This is a genomic window from Hydrogenovibrio sp. (genome assembly GCF_049975065.1).
GTDB lineage: Bacteria > Pseudomonadota > Gammaproteobacteria > Thiomicrospirales > Thiomicrospiraceae > Hydrogenovibrio.
This window is the reverse complement of record NZ_JBNGDN010000001.1, coordinates 84,163-101,750: the sequence shown is the minus strand read 5'-3', so window position 1 is coordinate 101,750 and position 17,588 is coordinate 84,163. Positions and strand designations below refer to the sequence as shown.

Below are 17,588 nucleotides of genomic sequence, written 5' to 3'. Positions count from 1 at the left end.
CACGCAGACAGCCTTCACAGAAACAGCCTTTCGCCAACTTTAACAGACAGTCCCCTGTCACCCAGACCCCCACCATTCCCGTCGGCAGCGCCGCATCATTTTCCGCAAACAAACCCTGTTCGGGATGAAACCAGTAGCGTTGCTGAATGACCAACGGTTGTTGACGATGATCCGTTTCAATCTGAAACGCCACGCCCAATTCCGACAGCAGTTCGTATTCAAATTGACGTAATGCCCAGGCCTGGTCAGAACGGTTTCGAGACACGGCCAAATCATACAGCGTCTGTTGATAGGCTTCAAACAACCTATCCGTCGCCAAGCTCGGATAGAGCAAGCGATACAACAACTCATTGACATACAGACCGCACACGCTGGCCTCGCCCGCCAATGGAAAGCGCAATTGCGCCGACTCAAGATGATTTAAAGCCACCAAATCCGATGTGCGCCCCTGACGTTCACGCCAACCAATATTTACCCCTTGGAAAGGTTGCAACCAGGCCTGTTTGGCGGCGGCCGCACGGCTTCCGGTTCGCACCCCTTTCACCACCGCATTCTGTTTACCGAAATCGGCGGTAAAAAACGTCACCAATAAACTGGTTTCACGATAAGCACGACGATGTAACACAAAGGCTAATTGCTCAATATCCTTTGCCAAACGCTTCCTCGCTACTCAAATAGAACTCGCTACGAATGTTCTGTATAGCCAAGACTGGCCAAAGCACGCTCGTCATCCGACCAATTTTCTTTCACCTTGACCCACAACTCCAGATGCACTCGGGCATCCAATAAATGCATCATATCCTTACGCGCCTGAATGCCCATCTGCTTAATCTGTTCACCTTTCTTCCCAATGACAATCTGCTTCTGCCCCGGACGCTCCACCAAAATCAAGGCATTAATGTGCCAGCGGTGCTCTTCTTCATTAAACGCAAATTGCTCAATCTCAACGGTGGCGCCATAAGGCACTTCATCCCCCAAGGTACGCATTAACTTTTCGCGCACTATCTCAGCGGCGAGAAAACGTGTGGAGCGGTCGGTAATATAGTCCTCTGGAAAAATCGCCGCCTGATGCGGTAAATGCTTCAATATCTCCGCCCGCAACGGCTCAAAGCCGGATTTGGAATAGGCGGATATGGGAATCAAAGCGTCAAAATCCGCCTGTTCTCCCACCTTTTGCAAAAACGGAAACAGATCGGTTTTTTGTTTAAACTTATCCACTTTATTCACCAACAGCACCACCGGAATCTCACTGAGACGGCACCGTTCCGCCACCGCCTGATCCTCTTGGCTCCAGCGCCCGGCTTCGACCACAAACAAAATCACATCCACATCCGCAAAGGCACTGCTGGCCGCCCGGTTCATGTATCGATTAATCGACTTCTGACCGTCCAGGTGCATTCCCGGCGTATCCACAAACACAACCTGAAACGCGTCCGTCGTTAAAATCCCGTGAATACGGTGTCGGGTTGTTTGTGGTTTCGGCGACGTTATGCTCAACTTCTGCCCAATCAAAGCATTCATAATCGTGGACTTGCCAACATTCGGACGGCCGACCACCGCGACAAAACCGGCTTGATACCCCGCCTCTGCCGAAGGTCTACCCGAGTCAGTGTTTGGCTCCATCGCATCAGTCATCGTTTTTCTCCAGAATTTCCAAAGCCTCTTCAGCCGCCAATTGCTCCGCCTTACGCCGATTAGTCGCGGTTGCCTCAAACTTTCGATTCAACTTCGCCACATAACAACAGACAGTAAAATCCTGAGCATGAGCCGGACCATTCACCGAAATAACACTGTATTCCGGCAACTCTTGATGACTGGATTGCAGAACTTCCTGTAACCGAGTTTTCGGGTCTTTGCCCACTTTGGCGGGATCCAGTGCCTTCAAGCGGTTCTCGTAACTGCGCAACACAAAGGCACGGCAAGCCTCCAAGCCACCATCCTCATAGACGGACGCAATGATCGCTTCCATCGTATCGGCGATAATGGATTCGCGCCGATAACCACCACTCTTCAACTCGCCCGGCCCCAACATCAAATAATCCGATAATTGATATTCTCTACCAATTTTCGCTAAGGTTTCGCCCTTCACCAGATAGGCGCGAATCCGACTCAAATCCCCCTCGGAAATCTTATGAAACTGGTGAAACAACGCATCGGCAATGATAAAGTTAACCAAACTGTCCCCTAAGAACTCCATGCGCTCATTGTTACGCGCCCCCACACTGCGATGGGTTAAAGCACGCTGAAGCAACTCCAGGTTCTGATATTGGTAACCAAGCGCCTTCGCCAAGCGCTCAAGCTTGATGCGTTTTTCCCCTTCCGACATGTTACTCAATCCCTTTGCCAATTCGTTCAACCTGAATGCCGTCGTCCCAATTCATCCAAATTGCGAAGGCCTTGCCTTTCAGGTTGCGCTCAGGAACAAACCCCCAAAAACGGCTGTCATTACTGTGATCGCGATTATCCCCCATCATAAAGTAATGCCCTTCCGGCACCGTCACCGTCGTCATATCCTGCCCACGCTTTTCGGGGTCTAACAAAATATCATGCGAATGCTCTCCAAAAAACTCTTCCAGTAAGGTCGCGCCGTCCATCACTTTTCCGGAGGCCACGCCCTCATACTCCCCCAGCAATGTCTGTTTGACCGCTTGACCATTCACAAACAGGGTTTTTCCGTAATAGGCAATTTCGTCGCCCGGCAACCCCACCACCCGTTTAATGTAGTCCACATCCGGGTCTTTCGGATATTTAAACACCACCACATCCCCCCTCTTCGGCTCACCGACGGGCAGGATTTTCGTCTGGGTCACTGGCAATTTCACACCATACGAAAACTTGTTGACGACAATAAAATCACCGATTTCCAAGGTCGGATACATGGAACCAGATGGAATACGAAACGGCTCGGCCACAAAGGAACGCAACACCAGCACGATCAAAAAAACGGGAAATAAAGAACGCGAGTATTCAACTAATATCGGCTCTTTTTCAGTGGTGACGGAGCGATCACGTTTCGGCTTCCACACCACCTTATCAACATACACAACCACACCGGTAATGGCGGTGACAATCACCAATATTAATTCAAAACTCATTTATACAATTCTCTTAGGTTTCATCGGAGGTATTCAGCACCGCTAAAAACGCTTCTTGCGGTAAATCCACGCTGCCGATCGACTTCATGCGTTTTTTGCCTTCTTTCTGTTTCTGCAGCAGTTTCTTTTTACGGGAGACATCGCCGCCGTAACATTTTGCGGTCACGTTTTTACGCAGCGCTTTTACATTCGTTCGACCGATCACCTTCGCGCCGATGGCGGCCTGAATCGCCACATCAAACATTTGCCGCGGGATGATCTGACGTAACTTTTCGATCAGCACCTTGCCTCGTTGCACCGCCGTGGAGCGATGCACAATCAACGCCAGAGCATCCACTGTTTCGCCATTGATCAAAAATTCCAAACGCACCAAATCGTCCGCCTGAAAGCGTTTGAATTCATAATCCATTGAGGCATAACCACGACTGGTCGATTTCAAACGATCGAAGAAATCCAACACCACTTCATTCAACGGCAATTCGTAATGAATCGACACCTGATTTCCGGCATACTGCATGTCCTTTTGGACGCCTCGTTTTTCCAAACAAAGCTTCATGACCGCGCCCACATAATCATTCGGCACCAGAATATTCGCCTGAATAATCGGCTCGCGTATTTCTTCGATGACGCTTTGATCCGGCAGACTGGAAGGGTTATCGATATTGAGAAGTTCACCCTTTTTGGTTAAAACCTCATAAACAACCGTGGGAGCCGTGGTGATCAAGTCAAGATTGTATTCACGTTCCAGCCGCTCTTGGATAATCTCCATGTGCAGCATCCCCAGAAAGCCGCAACGAAAACCGAAGCCGAGCGCATCCGAACTTTCCGGTTCAAAATGCAAAGCGGCATCATTCAGGCGTAACTTTCGTAAAGCTTCACGCAAATCCTCATAATCTTCGGAACTGATCGGAAAGAGTCCGGCAAACACCCTTGGTTGAACCGGTTTAAAGCCGGGCAAGGGCTTAGCATCCGAGTCCGATGTCGTTATGGTGTCACCGACAGGGGCGCCGTCAATGTCTTTAATACCGGCAATCACATAGCCAACTTCCCCAGCCGATAAGAAGTCCCGCGAAGTGCGCTTTGGCGTAAAAATACCCACATCATCAACCAGGTACTCATCCTTAGTCGAAACAATTTGCATCTTTGTTTTTTTACCAATTTTACCGTCAATGACCCGCACTAGGGAGACCACGCCAAGGTAATTATCAAACCAAGAGTCAATAATCAACGCCTTGAGCGGCGCGGCCGGGTCGCCGACTGGCGGCGGAATTTTTTGCACGATTTCTTCTAGCGTTTCTTTTACGCCAATGCCGGATTTCGCACTGGCATGAACCGCGTCATGCGCTTCGATGCCGATAATCTCTTCAATTTCATCCACCACCCGATCCGGATCCGCTGCCGGTAAATCAATCTTGTTCAAGACCGGCAAGACCTCCAGACCCTGCTCGATGGCGGTGTAACAGTTGGCCACGGTCTGAGCCTCCACCCCTTGCGACGCATCAACGACCAACAAAGCGCCTTCGCAAGCCGCTAGGGAGCGGGACACTTCGTAAGAGAAATCCACATGCCCAGGCGTATCGATAAAATTCAGTTGATACCGTTGACCATCGTCCGCTTCATAATTCAACGTCACACTCTGTGCCTTGATGGTAATCCCACGTTCGCGCTCCAAGTCCATTGAATCCAGTACCTGACTGGCCATCTCCCGTTCCGTCAGACCGCCGCACAACTGAATAAAACGATCGGCAATGGTGGACTTTCCGTGGTCAATGTGTGCAATGATGGAGAAATTACGAATGTGTGCAAGCTGCTTAGACATCTAGGCCTCAAAATAAACGATTTGAAAGATTCAAAACGGCTTTGTAAACGTGCTCTGACCCCGATAAACGCATCTAACCCGTCCGAATGGCGACACGCCGCTGATCTCACTGCGGGCACTGTCGGATCACTAAAACGCAAAAAGGGTGTCTAGTTGCGAACGCTAGCCACCCTTTTCAAGCATCGAGGCTTAACCGTTTGATAACCAATTAAACCGCGTATTTTACGCTAATTGATTGGAAATCTCACTTTATATTCACCCTGCGACTTCGATTGACGTGAAGCCCATCAAATGTCGCATTCTGTAAAAGAGTCTGTTTAAGACAATACCAACGGAACGAAGATTGAACGATTACCGCGAATAATCCGCGCCGGTAAAGAACGTCCTTTCGGTGCCGAACGAATCACTTCATTTAAATCCTTTGGCGATTTTATCGGCTTGAAGTTAATGGTAATCAAAATATCACCCGCCATAATGCCCGCTTTTTGAGCGGCGCTGTTATTTTTAACTTCTGTCACCGCCACCCCGAATGGAATATTTAAACGCTCCAATACCTTTTGCTGGATCGGCTCCACTTGCACTCCCAAGGACGTATTTTCATACCCTTTCTGAGGCGCATCTTTCGAACCAGTCGACGCCGCGTCGGCTTGTGAATCGAGCGGTTTCAGGCGAACGGTAACGGTTTTAAAACGACCATTGCGCAGCACTTTCACCTGAACCGGCTTGCCAACCGGTGACGTGCCAACAACCGGTGGCAAGTCCGATGATTTTTGGATGGTTTTGCCCCCAAACTCTAAAATAATATCCCCAGGTTCAATACCCGCTTCATCCGCCGCCGAGCCTTTTTCCGTGGATGTGACCAACGCCCCCATGGGTCGCTTCATATCAAATGAACGCGCCAAATCACCGGAAACTTCTTGAACACCGACACCGAGAAAGCCGCGCTCAACAAAGCCTTTTTCTCTTAACTGCTTTGCCACGTCCATCGCAATATCGATTGGAATTGAAAAGGACAGCCCCATGGAACCACCGCTTTTGCTGAATATTTGCGCATTGACGCCAACAACCTCACCGTCCATATTCAGCAAGGGGCCACCGGAATTACCCGGATTAATCGGCACATCCGTTTGAATAAACGGCACATAGGTGTCATCTGGAAGCGAGCGCCCCAAAGCACTGACAATGCCGTGCGTGACAGTGTAATCCAACCCAAACGGCTCGCCGATTGCTAACACCCATTGGCCGACTTTTAAGTTTTGAGAGGTGCCGATTTTAGCGGTTTTTAGACCCTTGGCGTCGATTTTAAGCAATGCAATATCGGAGCGTTCATCCGCACCGATCAGCTTGGCCTTCAGTTCTTGACGGTTGCTGAGTTTAACCACGATATCATCGGCTTCTGCCACCACATGGTTATTGGTGATGATGTAGCCATCCTGGGAAATAATAAAACCAGAGCCCAACGAATTGGCTTCTTTTCTAGGCGCCGGTGGCTGGCCGTGCGGCCCTTGGCCGGGAATCCCAAAAAAGTAACGCAACATTTCTTCAGGCATGCCACGAAACTGAGGCATGGAACCAACTTCGACTTTTCGAGTCGTACTGATGTTCACCACCACATCGCTGTTTTCCGCCGCCAGCTCCGAAAAGTCCGGCAAGGTTACCGTCGCCGCTTTGACACCACCAAACGCCAACAACAACACTACAGCCATCACACTGTAGGCATAAAACGATTTCATTACTGTCTTCATTCCAACTCCTAACGCTTTTTTAACCGTCTAACGGCTTCAGCTTATGCTTGACTGATCCGACGTGCGACCCAAGGATTGCTCCACCTCTGACACCGTAATCACAGCCTCCATTAACGGTGGCTCAGGATGATAAAACCTACGCACCCCAAGCCAACCGACAATCATTCCGAACAGCCCCCCCAGAACCGTCATCCATTCCGAAACAGCCGTTTCTTCCCAGGCCTGGGTCATCCAGCTAACACACAACCCGCCTACAAAGAGTCCTAATAATGGTATCCCATAGGCCATCAGAGAATGTTGGATGAATTGTGACTCATCCATTGACAGGCGAACCGTATCGCCAGGCCTGGCGCTAATGGCATTGCGCACCCGAAGCCGACCGGGCTGCCGAGGGACAAACAGCTTGGCCAAAGACGCTGTACCGCACCCTTTTTGGGAACCGCAACCGCTGCAGCCCGTCTGACGCTGCGTTAACACCTCTGCCCAATCACCATCGACGGATTCGACCAGCCCGTTCGCCGTCATCCGCGAAGTCGCTTCAAGTTCGCTCGGGGCGTTTCGACTCTGCAAGGCTCCTAAACGGGTTTGAGAGGCCGTCTTCCGCGCTTGCGCTGTAGGACGTCTGCTACCGGATGAATTGCTCATTCTCTATCGACTCCATGATTGTTTAACAGTTATGGTACCATTTGATTTATTTTCAAGAGGTGTTGAAATCGGCCTGCCCCTTCCAATGGCAAGGCGAGCCTCATGACCTCTTTCGGCAAATCGGCAAAAGGCGTAGTCACAAATACATGAAAAACACCGAAACTCACCCAACGACCACCCACGCACTCGTCATTGGCAGTGGGATTGCCGGTCTATCCATTGCACTTAAACTGGCACGCCATTATTCCATTACCCTCGTGGCCAAGTCATCCTTAAACGAAGGCAGTTCAGCTTACGCCCAAGGGGGGATTGCCGCGGTTTTAGACCCGTTTGATTCGATTGAATCCCACATCCAAGACACCATGGAGGCGGGTGCCGGTTTGTGTCAAATTGAAACCGTCAAAATGGTGGCTGAAAAAGGCGCGCAAGCCATTTACGAACTCATTGAGCTCGGCGTCGCTTTCAGCAAACAAAAAACCTCCGATGACTACCACTTGACGCAAGAAGGCGGCCACAGTCATCGGCGAGTGATTCACGCCGCAGATCATACCGGCAAAACAGTGACTAAAACTTTGCTGGAAGCAGTTCAATCCAACCCAAACATCACCTTACTGCCGAACCACATGACGGTGGATCTGATCCTCAATCAAGATCGTAGCCGTTGCATCGGCGCCTACATTTTGGAACCCGACAGCGGGGACGTGAAAACGCACCTAGCCCAGTTTACCGTTCTCGCCACAGGGGGAGCCAGCAAAACCTACCTCTACACCAGCAATCCGGACACCTCAACCGGTGACGGCATTGCCATGGCTTGGCGAGCCGGCTGCTCTGTCACCAATATGGAATTTAATCAATTCCACCCGACCTGCTTGTATCATCCACAAGACCGTTCCTTTCTAATATCCGAAGCCGTCCGCGGCGAAGGCGGCCTTTTAAAACTCCCCAATGGCGACACCTTTATGCACCTTTACGACGACCGCAAAGAGCTTGCGCCCCGTGACATCGTCGCCAGAGCCATTGACCAAGAAATGAAAAAGCACGGGATCGATTGCGTTTTTCTCGACATCTCACACAAACCCAAATCGTTTATCCTCGAACACTTTCCCACTATTTATCAACGCTGCTTAAACGTCGGCATCGACATTACACAAGTGCCGATTCCAGTGGTGCCCGCTGCGCACTACACCTGCGGGGGCGTTACCACCGATCTTCAGGGGCAAACCGACATCAAACATTTATACGCCATCGGCGAAACCGCCTACACCGGTTTGCACGGTGCCAACCGGCTCGCCAGCAATTCTCTGGTCGAAGGCTTGGTGTTTGCGGAAACGGCTTATCAAGATATCAAGCAAAAAATGCAACCGACCTTTCAGCCCGATCGTCACGTGCGGGACTGGGATGACACTCGCGTCACGCCGCCCAAAGAAAAGGTGCTGATCAGTCACGACTGGGATGAAGTACGCCGACTGATGTGGGATTACGTCGGAATCGTCCGCACCGACAAGCGCCTGAAACGCGCTTTGAGACGCATCAAAGTGCTGAAACAGGAAATCTATGATTATTACTATCAGCATAAATTGAATGCTGATCTGCTCGAATTACGCAACCTAGGACAGGTGGCCGAACTGATGATTCAAAGCGCCCTCAAGCGTAAAGAAAGCCGTGGGCTAAACTACAACCTTGACTACCCTTACACCAAAAAACGCAGTCGCCCCACCCAACTGAAGCCGAAACCCCACAGTCAAATGCGCAAAAAAAATTAAAAATCTCTGACCCTAATCATTATGAGCATTGCGAGAATTGCGCTCAGACGAAACAAAAAAATGCTCTCTGGAGGTACTGATTCTAGTGTAGTGTCACTGTGAATAAAGCCTTCTTGAGCCTTATCCATTTCGCAATGGCACCGCCTCATCGGAATTGACGATTTGCTCAATCAGCCCCTCCGAGGCCAGCTTATCAATGTCAATCACAATCACCATCTGCCCCTTGGTTGTTTTACTTCGATTCATGCGATCCTCGGTCTCTTTTACCTGATCTTTCTGGTCATGCACCGTTGTCAGACCTTGCATATATTGCGAGTCAATCGAGTTGGAAATATCCGGCGGTGGCTGCAAAGCGTTCACATCAAAGTGATTGACATCTGAAACAGCATCCACGACCAGCCCAACTATGCGCTCTCCTTGACTGGTCATAATATTCACCACTATTACAACCGTCGTGGCCTTGAATTCGGCGGGAATGTGAAACCGTTGACGCAAATCCAGAATCGGCACAATGGTTCCGCGAATATCAATTACCCCTTTTACATAAGCAGGCACATTCGGTAAAGGACTGGGCGCTTTCCAACCACGAATTTCCTGAACACGATCAATCGCTATCGCAAACTCTTCCTTACCCAACTTAAATGTCAAAAATTCTTTGAACGCTTCGGCCACAAGTGACTCCTCCAATCGACAAAACAGGCTGTAACCATCTCTTCGGGCTAACCACACCTTCTCAAAACTGACCCAAAATGGCTTCAAAAAAGAACTCGGTGAAAAACCAAGAACCTAAACACCACACGCGTCAATCATTTTAATCCAACAGGTGATGAAAACTTATTATACACAGTACAGAATCTGTTTAAAAAAAACTCACGAAGCAAAGCTCGGCGGTCTACTCGTTAATCGCCCATAACGCTTGGGACACAGCACAGGCTTCAAGGTATAATAAACCTTTAAAAATAATGCAGAAGGACACATAAATGAATTCAGAATGGAAAGCGTTTCTTTCTTCTCAGGGTGCCCAGTGGAACGAGCAGGATGACATCACCACTTTTGGCTTGGCAGACATTGAGCGATACATGGTGAAAAACGGGCCGGTTTTTACCACCCTCGCCACGCAAGCACTGATTAAGGTCTCTGGAGAAGAGGCTTTTTCATTCTTACAAGGCCAACTGACCAACGATTTAAGCTCAGTCACGGAAACCCGTGCACAAATGAGTGCTTACTGCGAACCGCAAGGCAAGGTACTTGCCGTGCTGCTGGTATTCAAACACGAAGACGCCTATTATTTAAATTTTGATGGCAGCCTGACCGAATCGCTTCTCAAACGCTTAACATTGTACAAAATGAACGCGAAAGTCACCCTTGAAAACCTCTCAAGTGACTGGGTTCACATTGGTTACGGCGGAGATTTCGCCGATGTGGACATTCAACGCTTGGTCACCACCAAAATCAAAGCACTGTTTGAAACCAAGTCCTTAGAAATGGAAGGGCTGACCGATGTGATCGCGGTCAAACGTTCAGGACCTTACCACACCTACAGCTTTTTCGGACCGCTTGAGGCCATGAAAGCCCTGTGGACACAGCTTAAAGCCAATGGGGAAGCCACCAACAACCTCGACTGGCGGCTTTTGCAAATTGTCAGCGGCCAGCCCAGCGTCAATGCGGACACCAGCAATGAATTCATCGCTCAATTTTTGAATCTCGACAAGCTGGACGCCATCAATTTTAAAAAAGGCTGCTTCCCCGGCCAGGAAGTCATTGCCCGTATGCACTACCGGGGCAAAGCCACCAAGCGTATGCTCCGACTTCACTTGAACCAGTCAACCCCGATGGCACCCGGTGAGACCTTCATCCTGACCGACGAGGCTGACAAATCTTATAAATTCACAACTATCCTGGCCGCACACGATGTATTCGAAGGGGTGGTTTGCTTGGCCGTCACCACGTTAAAACCACTGGAAAAGGCCCAAGGGCAACTGAAAACCGAAAACGGCGACCCAGCCCATATTGAACCGCTGCCCTATGACTTAACCGATGACTGACCAGCGTTTCCACCAGGCCTGGTGATTTTCACAACGCTGGCTCAAAACCAAAAAGTCGCTGAGAACAGCGACTTTTTGTATCGTTTTTGACGGGTTGAGAGCTTAATCCGCCGGGCGCATATGCGGGAATAACAACACATCCCGAATCGACGGTTTATCGGTAAACAGCATCACCAAACGGTCAATACCGATCCCTTCACCCGCCGTCGGCGGCATACCATGCTCCAGAGCGGTGATGTAATCTTCATCGTAATGCATGGCTTCATCGTCACCGGCGTCTTTCGCTTCCACCTGCGCTTTAAAGCGCTCGGCCTGATCTTCGGCATCGTTTAGCTCGTTAAAGCCATTCGCCAACTCTCGGCCGCCGATAAACAACTCGAAACGATCGGTGATAAACGGATTATTGTCGTTGCGACGCGCCAAAGGCGACACTTCCGCCGGGTATTCGGTAATGAACGTTGGGTCCATCAACTTTTCTTCGACCGTTTCCTCAAAAATTTCAGTCATCACTTTGCCCAAACCGCAACTTTCGTCCAAATCCAGATGCAACGATTTGGCAATGGCGCGCGCCGATTCCAAATCGTCCAATTGTTCAGCGGCAATGTTCGGATTGTATTGCAAAATGGCGTCTTTCATCGTCAGGCGCGCAAACGGCTTGCCAAAATCGAAGGTTTGCCCTTGATACGGCACCTGCGTGGAGCCGACGGTCATTTCCGCCAACTCTTTCAGCAACGCTTCGGTGTAATCCATCAACTGATGGTAATCGGTGTAAGCGGCATAGAATTCCACCATGGTGAATTCCGGGTTATGTCGAGTCGATAAGCCTTCGTTGCGGAAGCTGCGGTTAATTTCAAATACCTTCTCGAAACCGCCGACCACCAGCCGTTTCAAATACAACTCCGGTGCAATCCGCAGATACAATGGCATGTCCAGCGCATTGTGGTGGGTATTGAACGGCTTGGCGGTGGCGCCACCGGGAATGACATGCATCATCGGGGTTTCCACTTCCATAAAGCCTTTTTCAATCAGGAATTGACGCACATGCTGAACGATTTTAGAACGCAGCTTAAAGGTTTCGCGGCTTTCTTCGTTAACAATCAGATCAATGTAGCGCTGGCGGTATTTAATTTCCTGATCTTGCAACCCGTGGAACTTATCCGGCAAGGGGCGCAGCGACTTAGTAATCAGCTCTATATGCTCAACGTGTACCGACAATTCACCGGTATTGGTTTTGAACAAATAGCCTTCCGCACCAACGATATCACCCAGATCCCACTTTTTGAACTGAGTGTTGTAAAAGCCTTCCGGCAACTCATCGCGTGTCACGTAAATCTGAATACGACCATGCGTATCCTGTAAGGTGGCAAAACTGGCTTTCCCCATAATGCGACGCAGCAACATACGCCCGGCCACCTTCACACGCACTTTCGGCATTTCCGCCAATTCTTCCTTGCTTAAGGCATCGTATTGCTCGTGCAAGTCACTGGAGACGTCGTTACGACGGAAGGTGTTCGGGTAGGAGTGCCCTTCCTCTCTTAAAGCGGCGAGCTTGGCGCGTCTTTCCGCAATGATTTTGTTTTCATCCACGGCTGGGGTTTCAGTCGTGCCGGGTGTTTCTGAGTTTGCCATGTTGTTTCCTATTCAAATCGCTTAAAGTGTTTCAATTCTGTGTTGCCAATGCCGTCGGGTTTTCACCAGGCCTGGTTATTTTGCCGAACAACGTAGTCGTCTATCGTCAGACGCCCGCTTTCAGGTTTGGAATGATGAACTGATCCAGATCACCGTCCAACACCGCCGTGGTATTACCAGTTTCGACATTGGTGCGTAAATCCTTGATGCGGCCCGAGTCCAGCACGTAAGAGCGAATCTGACTGCCCCAACCGATGTCGGATTTGCTGTCTTCCAACTCCTGCTTCTCGGCGTTACGGCTCAGCATTTCCAACTCGTAAAGCTTGGCGCGCAACTGCTTCATGGCTTCGGCCTTGTTCTGGTGCTGCGAGCGCCCGTTCTGACATTGCGTCACCGTATTGGTCGGCAAGTGGGTTATCCGCACCGCCGACTCGGTTCGGTTAACGTGCTGACCACCGGCTCCACTGGCGCGGTAAACGTCGATTCGTAAATCGGCCGGGTTAATTTCAATCTCAAAACTGTCGTCGATTTCCGGCGAGATAAAGACGGAGGCAAACGAGGTGTGACGACGGTTGCCGGAATCGAAGGGTGACTTGCGTACCAGACGGTGCACACCGGTTTCGGTGCGCAACCAGCCAAAGGCATAATCGCCTTGCACATGCACGGTAGCGCCTTTGATGCCGGCCACATCCCCGGCAGACACTTCCATTAATTCGGCTTTAAACCCACGGCTTTCCGCCCAGCGTAAATACATCCGCAGCAGCATATTAGCCCAGTCCTGCGCTTCGGTGCCACCCGACCCTGCTTGAATTTCCAGATAACAATTATTGGCATCCAGCTCGCCGGAAAACATACGTTGGAATTCCAACGTATCCAACGCCTGTTCTAGGCGCGCCAGCTCGCTGACCACTTCATCGACCATTTCCTGATCGGCGTCCATTTCCGCCATTTCCAGAATTTCCTGAGCCGATTCCAGACTGCCGTCCAAATCTTGGATGGTTTTAACCACCTTATCCAGATGGGCTTTTTCTTTGCCTAAATTCTGGGCGCGTTCTGGGTCGCTCCAAACGGCCGGATCTTCCAGCTCACGATCAACCTCAACGAGGCGTTCCTGCCGAGTTTCATAGTCAAAGATACCCCCTAAGCACGTCTGTGCGCTCGGTAAAATCTTTGATTTTGCTGTAAATCGGATTCAGTTCCATAAAACGTTAACCATTATTCAAAAATAAAGCGGAATGATACCATTTTTTCACATCACAATCAGCAGCTTGCCCCAGCTTTTCTCGGGTCGAAATCGCTCACCAAGGGCGATTGAATATTATTGACATTTTCCACTCAACTTATTTCTAAACGGCCGATAACTTCTATGGAGAAAAGGCTTTGCATTCAAATTAAATCGGCGTAAGATAATACTAAAAGATACATAATTTGACGAAAATAATATCACCGTTTTAAACGTTTGATAAAGACCATCAAAATCTCGTTGCCAAACGGAACGAAAGGCTTTACCAAACCCCGTTTTCTCCAACCCGCCAGCAAAAAGGAGAACAATGCCATGACCATTTCATCTGTACCCAGCGGAATGATTGCCTATCAAAAGCATACCAGTATGCAGAGTGAAGCCTACATTTCCCAGCAAGTGTCGCAAAAAGCCGAAACCGAAAAAACCAATGGTTCCGAGGCTGCCAAAGGTGCGAACGCCATTAACAATCCCAGCATCCAAAGTCAAAACCAAGCCAGTTTGATCGCCCATTTATTCGGCGACTCCAATCAGGCCATGAGTGACTCGTTGAAAATGACGTTTCAGTCCACCATCACCAACCTCAATGAAATTTTGGCACCAGACCTAGGCGAAAACGCCATCAGCATGGAAAACCTGGAAAAACAGGGTGGCATGGAATACTGGACACCGGAAAACACCGCCGACCGTATTCTATCGGGTGCCACCGGCTTTCTGGAAGGGTTTAAAAAATCCCACCCAGGTCTGGAAGGCGAAGCCTTGATGGATAAATTCATGGACGTTGTCGGCGGCGGCTTGCAAAAAGGCTTTGACGAAGCGCAAACCATTTTGCAGGAACTGAAAATCTTCGAAGGTCCAATTAAAGATAATTTTCTCGCCACCACGGATCTCGTGACCAAAGGGATGGAAAACTTTCGACGTGAAACTTTAGGGCTTCCGTCTTTAGAATCTGAAGCTGAAGCTTCAGCCAACAACAAAGCACCGACCCGTCAGGACGAGTTTGAAGTGGTTTAGAATACTTTAATCGAACCGACAAAGCGTAAAGCGTTTTAATCAACCGGTTATGCGAAATATCCTGCCCCGCGCATGCGGGGTTTTTTTCGTCCCGAACAAGCGCATTTCCTGAAGGAGCCGCCGGTTAAACCTGCATTAAACCCTGCGCGACCAACCCGATCAGGCCGCCGAAAACGCCTCCCCAGACCACCAACCAGCCCAAATGTTGGTGAATCATCTGTTGCACCATGTCCTTGACCATTTTTGGGGTCAACTCCGCCAGACGCGCTTCGATAATGGTTTCGATTTGCTGACGGATTTCCGCCATCACATCCGGCTGATCCACCTGCTGCTGTAACAGTTGCGCAAACGATTCCCGCTCGGTGATTTCAATCAGCGCCGATTTCATATGGGTGACAAACGGTTCTTTCAGCGGCGTGAGCGCTTCTTTACCACCAAACATCCCCAGCATACTGCCAAAACTGGACGCCATAATCACATCCACCAAGCGGTCATAGGCCAGCGTTAAATCAACCTTCTCAATCACCGGGGCTAAATGCAGACTTGGCTTGGCCGACTGACGGATAAAGCGATCAATGTTTTCCTGGGTAAAAAACTGCTGCATCATCAAATCACGAATCGCGTTTTTAAAATCTTCAAAGCGTGCCGGAACCACTCCAGAACCCACCAGGCCGGGTACTTTTTCAAACAGCATGTGCAGCGCCAGCCAATTGGTCAGCGCACCCGACAAAGCAAACAGCCCCACCATCAACAGCCAATCGTTGGCCGTCACAAACCCAACCAGCAAAATCAGCACGCTGATGAGATTGGTCACTAAACTCTTATGCACTTGCGAACTCCACAGACAGGTTTAACTTAACCCTTTCGGGTGCCCCACATTATCGACGTGTTTTGCCAGGCCTGGTGCTTTTACCTTTATATGGACTGGCCGCTTCTTTGAGCGTTTCTTCACGATGATTTTCACCTTTGCGGCGATAGACACCACGACCGGTGGTGCGCTCAATCGCCGGTTTCGCTTTTGCGGGCGTGCCGAGGCGCTCGCGCAAATCCGGCCTGGGTTCTTCCGGCAAACCAACCGATTTGAGCAACTGATTGATTTGCTTCCAGGTCAAGGCTTCTGATTTACCACGGCGTAAATTTCGCGGCAAATCAAAGGCGCCATAACGGGTGCGCACCAGACGACTGACCTGCACGCCTTGCGATTCCCAGATGCGACGCACTTCACGGTTGCGCCCCTCTTTGATCACCACCCGATACCACTGGTTAATGGCATCCTCTTCTTGCTGGGGAATTTTATCGATGCGATCAAATTTCGCCCAGCCGTCTTCCAGCTTGACCCCTTTTTTAAGACGCGTCAAAATCTCGTCGGACACCTCACCAAACACCCGCACCGAATACTCACGCTCCATTTCATAGGATGGGTGCATCATCCGATTGGCCAGCTCGCCATTATTGGTCAGCACCAACAAACCGGAAGTGTTCAGATCCAAACGTCCCACACTGACCCAGCGACTGTTGATGATACGCGGTAAATGACTGTAAATGGTGTCACGCCCTTTTTCATCCTTGCGACTACACACCTGCCCTTCGGGCTTGTTATACAGAATGACCTGAGTCGGCTGCACCGCCAGTCGGGTTTCGCGCACTGGCTGATCGCGCACCTGGATCGTGTCGGTTTCTCGGGCGCGATCGCCGAGCACGGCGACTTTACCATTCACTTTCACCAGGCCTGCTTCAATCAGCTTTTCAACTTCGCGACGCGAACCAAAGCCTCCGCGCGCTAAAATTTTCTGCAATCGCTCCCCGAGCGTTCCCGAGCGGGACGTTTTAGCCGATGATTTAGCAGATGATTTAACAGGCGCTTGACGCGCATCCTGTTTGCGCTTCGGCGACGAAGGCGACTGTTCCTGTTTGTAAAACGTCATCTAATGTAACCCCACCAGTTGCAGCAAATACCCTTGCAGAGCTTGATAAGGCCCGGAAATAATCGGCCCCAAGACACCCAAAAACATCATGCCCAATAAAATAAATAAGCCATAAGGCTCCAGTCGATTATAAGTGTAAGCCAAGCCATTCGGCAAAAAGGCGGATACAACACGACTGCCATCCAGCGGCGGAATCGGAATCATATTTAAAACCAGCAGTACCAAATTAATCGCGACCCCAGCCATGCCTGAATAGGCCAGGAACTGACCAATATTATCGACAGAGCCAGCTCCCGCTGACAGGTCATACCCAATTTTAGCCACCACCGCCCAGCCAATGGCCATCAACAAATTCGACATGGGCCCCGCGACCGCGACCCAAGCCATATCCCGCGCAGGGTTCTTAAAATTGCGGGTATTCACCGGCACGGCTTTTGCCCAGCCGAACACAAATCCCCCCAACACCAGCAACGCGATCGGCACAATAATGGTGCCGACCAAATCAATGTGCTTTAAGGGGTTTAACGTCACTCGCCCCAACATTTCGGCGGTTTTATCGCCCAACTTGGACGCCACCCAACCGTGTGCGGCTTCGTGCAAGGTGATTGCCAATAACACTGGAATCGTCCAGATGGCAATTTTTTGCATAATGGATAGTTCAATCATGA

General features: G+C 50.1%; 16 protein-coding genes. 3 read left to right on the top strand and 13 right to left on the bottom strand.

The features are described 5' to 3' along the window. The 7 genes from recO to ACP5D0_RS00465 all read right to left on the bottom strand — a co-directional run. Window positions 1–655, bottom strand: a 655-nt coding sequence (gene recO / locus ACP5D0_RS00495) for a DNA repair protein RecO (RefSeq protein WP_472363586.1), incomplete at its 3' end; no start/stop codon positions are given. 29 nt (window positions 656–684) lie between these two features. Further along, a complete protein-coding gene (era, locus tag ACP5D0_RS00490) occupies window positions 685–1,635 on the bottom strand; it encodes a GTPase Era (protein ID WP_472363585.1) in 951 nt (316 codons plus the stop codon). Further along, window positions 1,628–2,326 (bottom strand): ribonuclease III, encoded by a 699-nt coding sequence (gene rnc / locus ACP5D0_RS00485; protein ID WP_472363617.1) that lies wholly within the window; start codon window positions 2,324–2,326, stop codon window positions 1,628–1,630. Before rnc ends, era begins: the two co-directional genes overlap by 8 nt. Before the next feature lies 1 nt (window position 2,327). Then, window positions 2,328–3,095, bottom strand: a complete 768-nt coding sequence (lepB, locus tag ACP5D0_RS00480) for a signal peptidase I (protein WP_472363584.1) — start codon at window positions 3,093–3,095, stop codon at window positions 2,328–2,330. A 13-nt stretch (window positions 3,096–3,108) separates the two neighbouring features. Further along, complete coding sequence (gene lepA, locus ACP5D0_RS00475; protein WP_472363583.1) at window positions 3,109–4,914, bottom strand: translation elongation factor 4; 1,806 nt, start codon at window positions 4,912–4,914, stop codon at window positions 3,109–3,111. Window positions 4,915–5,231: 317 nt separating this feature from the next. Next, window positions 5,232–6,659 carry a DegQ family serine endoprotease gene (locus ACP5D0_RS00470; RefSeq protein ID WP_472363582.1) on the bottom strand — a complete coding sequence of 476 codons (1,428 nt, stop codon included), beginning with the start codon at window positions 6,657–6,659 and terminating at the stop codon, window positions 5,232–5,234. A 36-nt stretch (window positions 6,660–6,695) separates the two neighbouring features. Beyond that, window positions 6,696–7,304, bottom strand: coding sequence for a SoxR reducing system RseC family protein (locus ACP5D0_RS00465; protein WP_472363581.1), 609 nt, complete (start codon window positions 7,302–7,304; stop codon window positions 6,696–6,698). Window positions 7,305–7,450: 146 nt separating this feature from the next. Here ACP5D0_RS00465 and nadB point away from each other — a divergent pair, with 146 nt between their 5' ends. Beyond that, window positions 7,451–9,067 (top strand): L-aspartate oxidase, encoded by a 1,617-nt coding sequence (nadB, locus tag ACP5D0_RS00460; RefSeq protein ID WP_472363580.1) that lies wholly within the window; start codon window positions 7,451–7,453, stop codon window positions 9,065–9,067. A 120-nt stretch (window positions 9,068–9,187) separates the two neighbouring features. Here nadB and ACP5D0_RS00455 read toward each other — a convergent pair whose 3' ends face one another. Next, window positions 9,188–9,739 (bottom strand): chemotaxis protein CheW, encoded by a 552-nt coding sequence (locus ACP5D0_RS00455; RefSeq protein ID WP_472363579.1) that lies wholly within the window; start codon window positions 9,737–9,739, stop codon window positions 9,188–9,190. Between the two features lie 308 nt (window positions 9,740–10,047). Between ACP5D0_RS00455 and ygfZ the strand changes: the two genes are divergently transcribed. Further along, entirely contained in the window at window positions 10,048–11,112 is a 1,065-nt protein-coding gene (ygfZ, locus tag ACP5D0_RS00450; RefSeq protein WP_472363578.1) for a CAF17-like 4Fe-4S cluster assembly/insertion protein YgfZ, read from the top strand. 102 nt (window positions 11,113–11,214) lie between these two features. Here the strand turns inward: ygfZ and lysS are convergent, their stop codons facing one another. Together lysS and prfB are read right to left on the bottom strand one after the other, a co-directional pair. Then, on the bottom strand, window positions 11,215–12,741 hold the full coding sequence (gene lysS / locus ACP5D0_RS00445) for a lysine--tRNA ligase (protein ID WP_472363577.1): 1,527 nt from the start codon (window positions 12,739–12,741) through the stop codon (window positions 11,215–11,217). Window positions 12,742–12,847: 106 nt separating this feature from the next. Further along, window positions 12,848–13,943, bottom strand: a protein-coding gene (gene prfB, locus ACP5D0_RS00440; RefSeq protein ID WP_472363576.1) for a peptide chain release factor 2 whose coding sequence is annotated in 2 segments (ribosomal slippage) — window positions 12,848–13,870 and window positions 13,872–13,943 — 1,095 coding nt in all. Because the reading frame shifts where the segments join, the coding sequence is not laid out codon by codon here. Between the two features lie 353 nt (window positions 13,944–14,296). Between prfB and ACP5D0_RS00435 the strand changes: the two genes are divergently transcribed. Further along, on the top strand, window positions 14,297–14,995 hold the full coding sequence (locus ACP5D0_RS00435) for a DUF5610 domain-containing protein (protein WP_472363575.1): 699 nt from the start codon (window positions 14,297–14,299) through the stop codon (window positions 14,993–14,995). Window positions 14,996–15,119: 124 nt separating this feature from the next. On the opposite strand, the gene ACP5D0_RS00430 is transcribed toward ACP5D0_RS00435, so the two are convergent. From ACP5D0_RS00430 to ACP5D0_RS00420, 3 genes are read right to left on the bottom strand one after another with little or no spacing between them, the layout of a single operon-like run. Beyond that, a complete protein-coding gene (locus ACP5D0_RS00430; RefSeq protein WP_472363574.1) occupies window positions 15,120–15,824 on the bottom strand; it encodes a DUF445 domain-containing protein in 705 nt (234 codons plus the stop codon). A 49-nt stretch (window positions 15,825–15,873) separates the two neighbouring features. Beyond that, complete coding sequence (gene rluB, locus ACP5D0_RS00425) at window positions 15,874–16,920, bottom strand: 23S rRNA pseudouridine(2605) synthase RluB (RefSeq protein ID WP_472363573.1); 1,047 nt, start codon at window positions 16,918–16,920, stop codon at window positions 15,874–15,876. Continuing rightward, on the bottom strand, window positions 16,921–17,586 hold the full coding sequence (locus tag ACP5D0_RS00420) for a site-2 protease family protein (RefSeq protein WP_472363572.1): 666 nt from the start codon (window positions 17,584–17,586) through the stop codon (window positions 16,921–16,923). Window positions 17,587–17,588 lie beyond the last annotated feature (2 nt).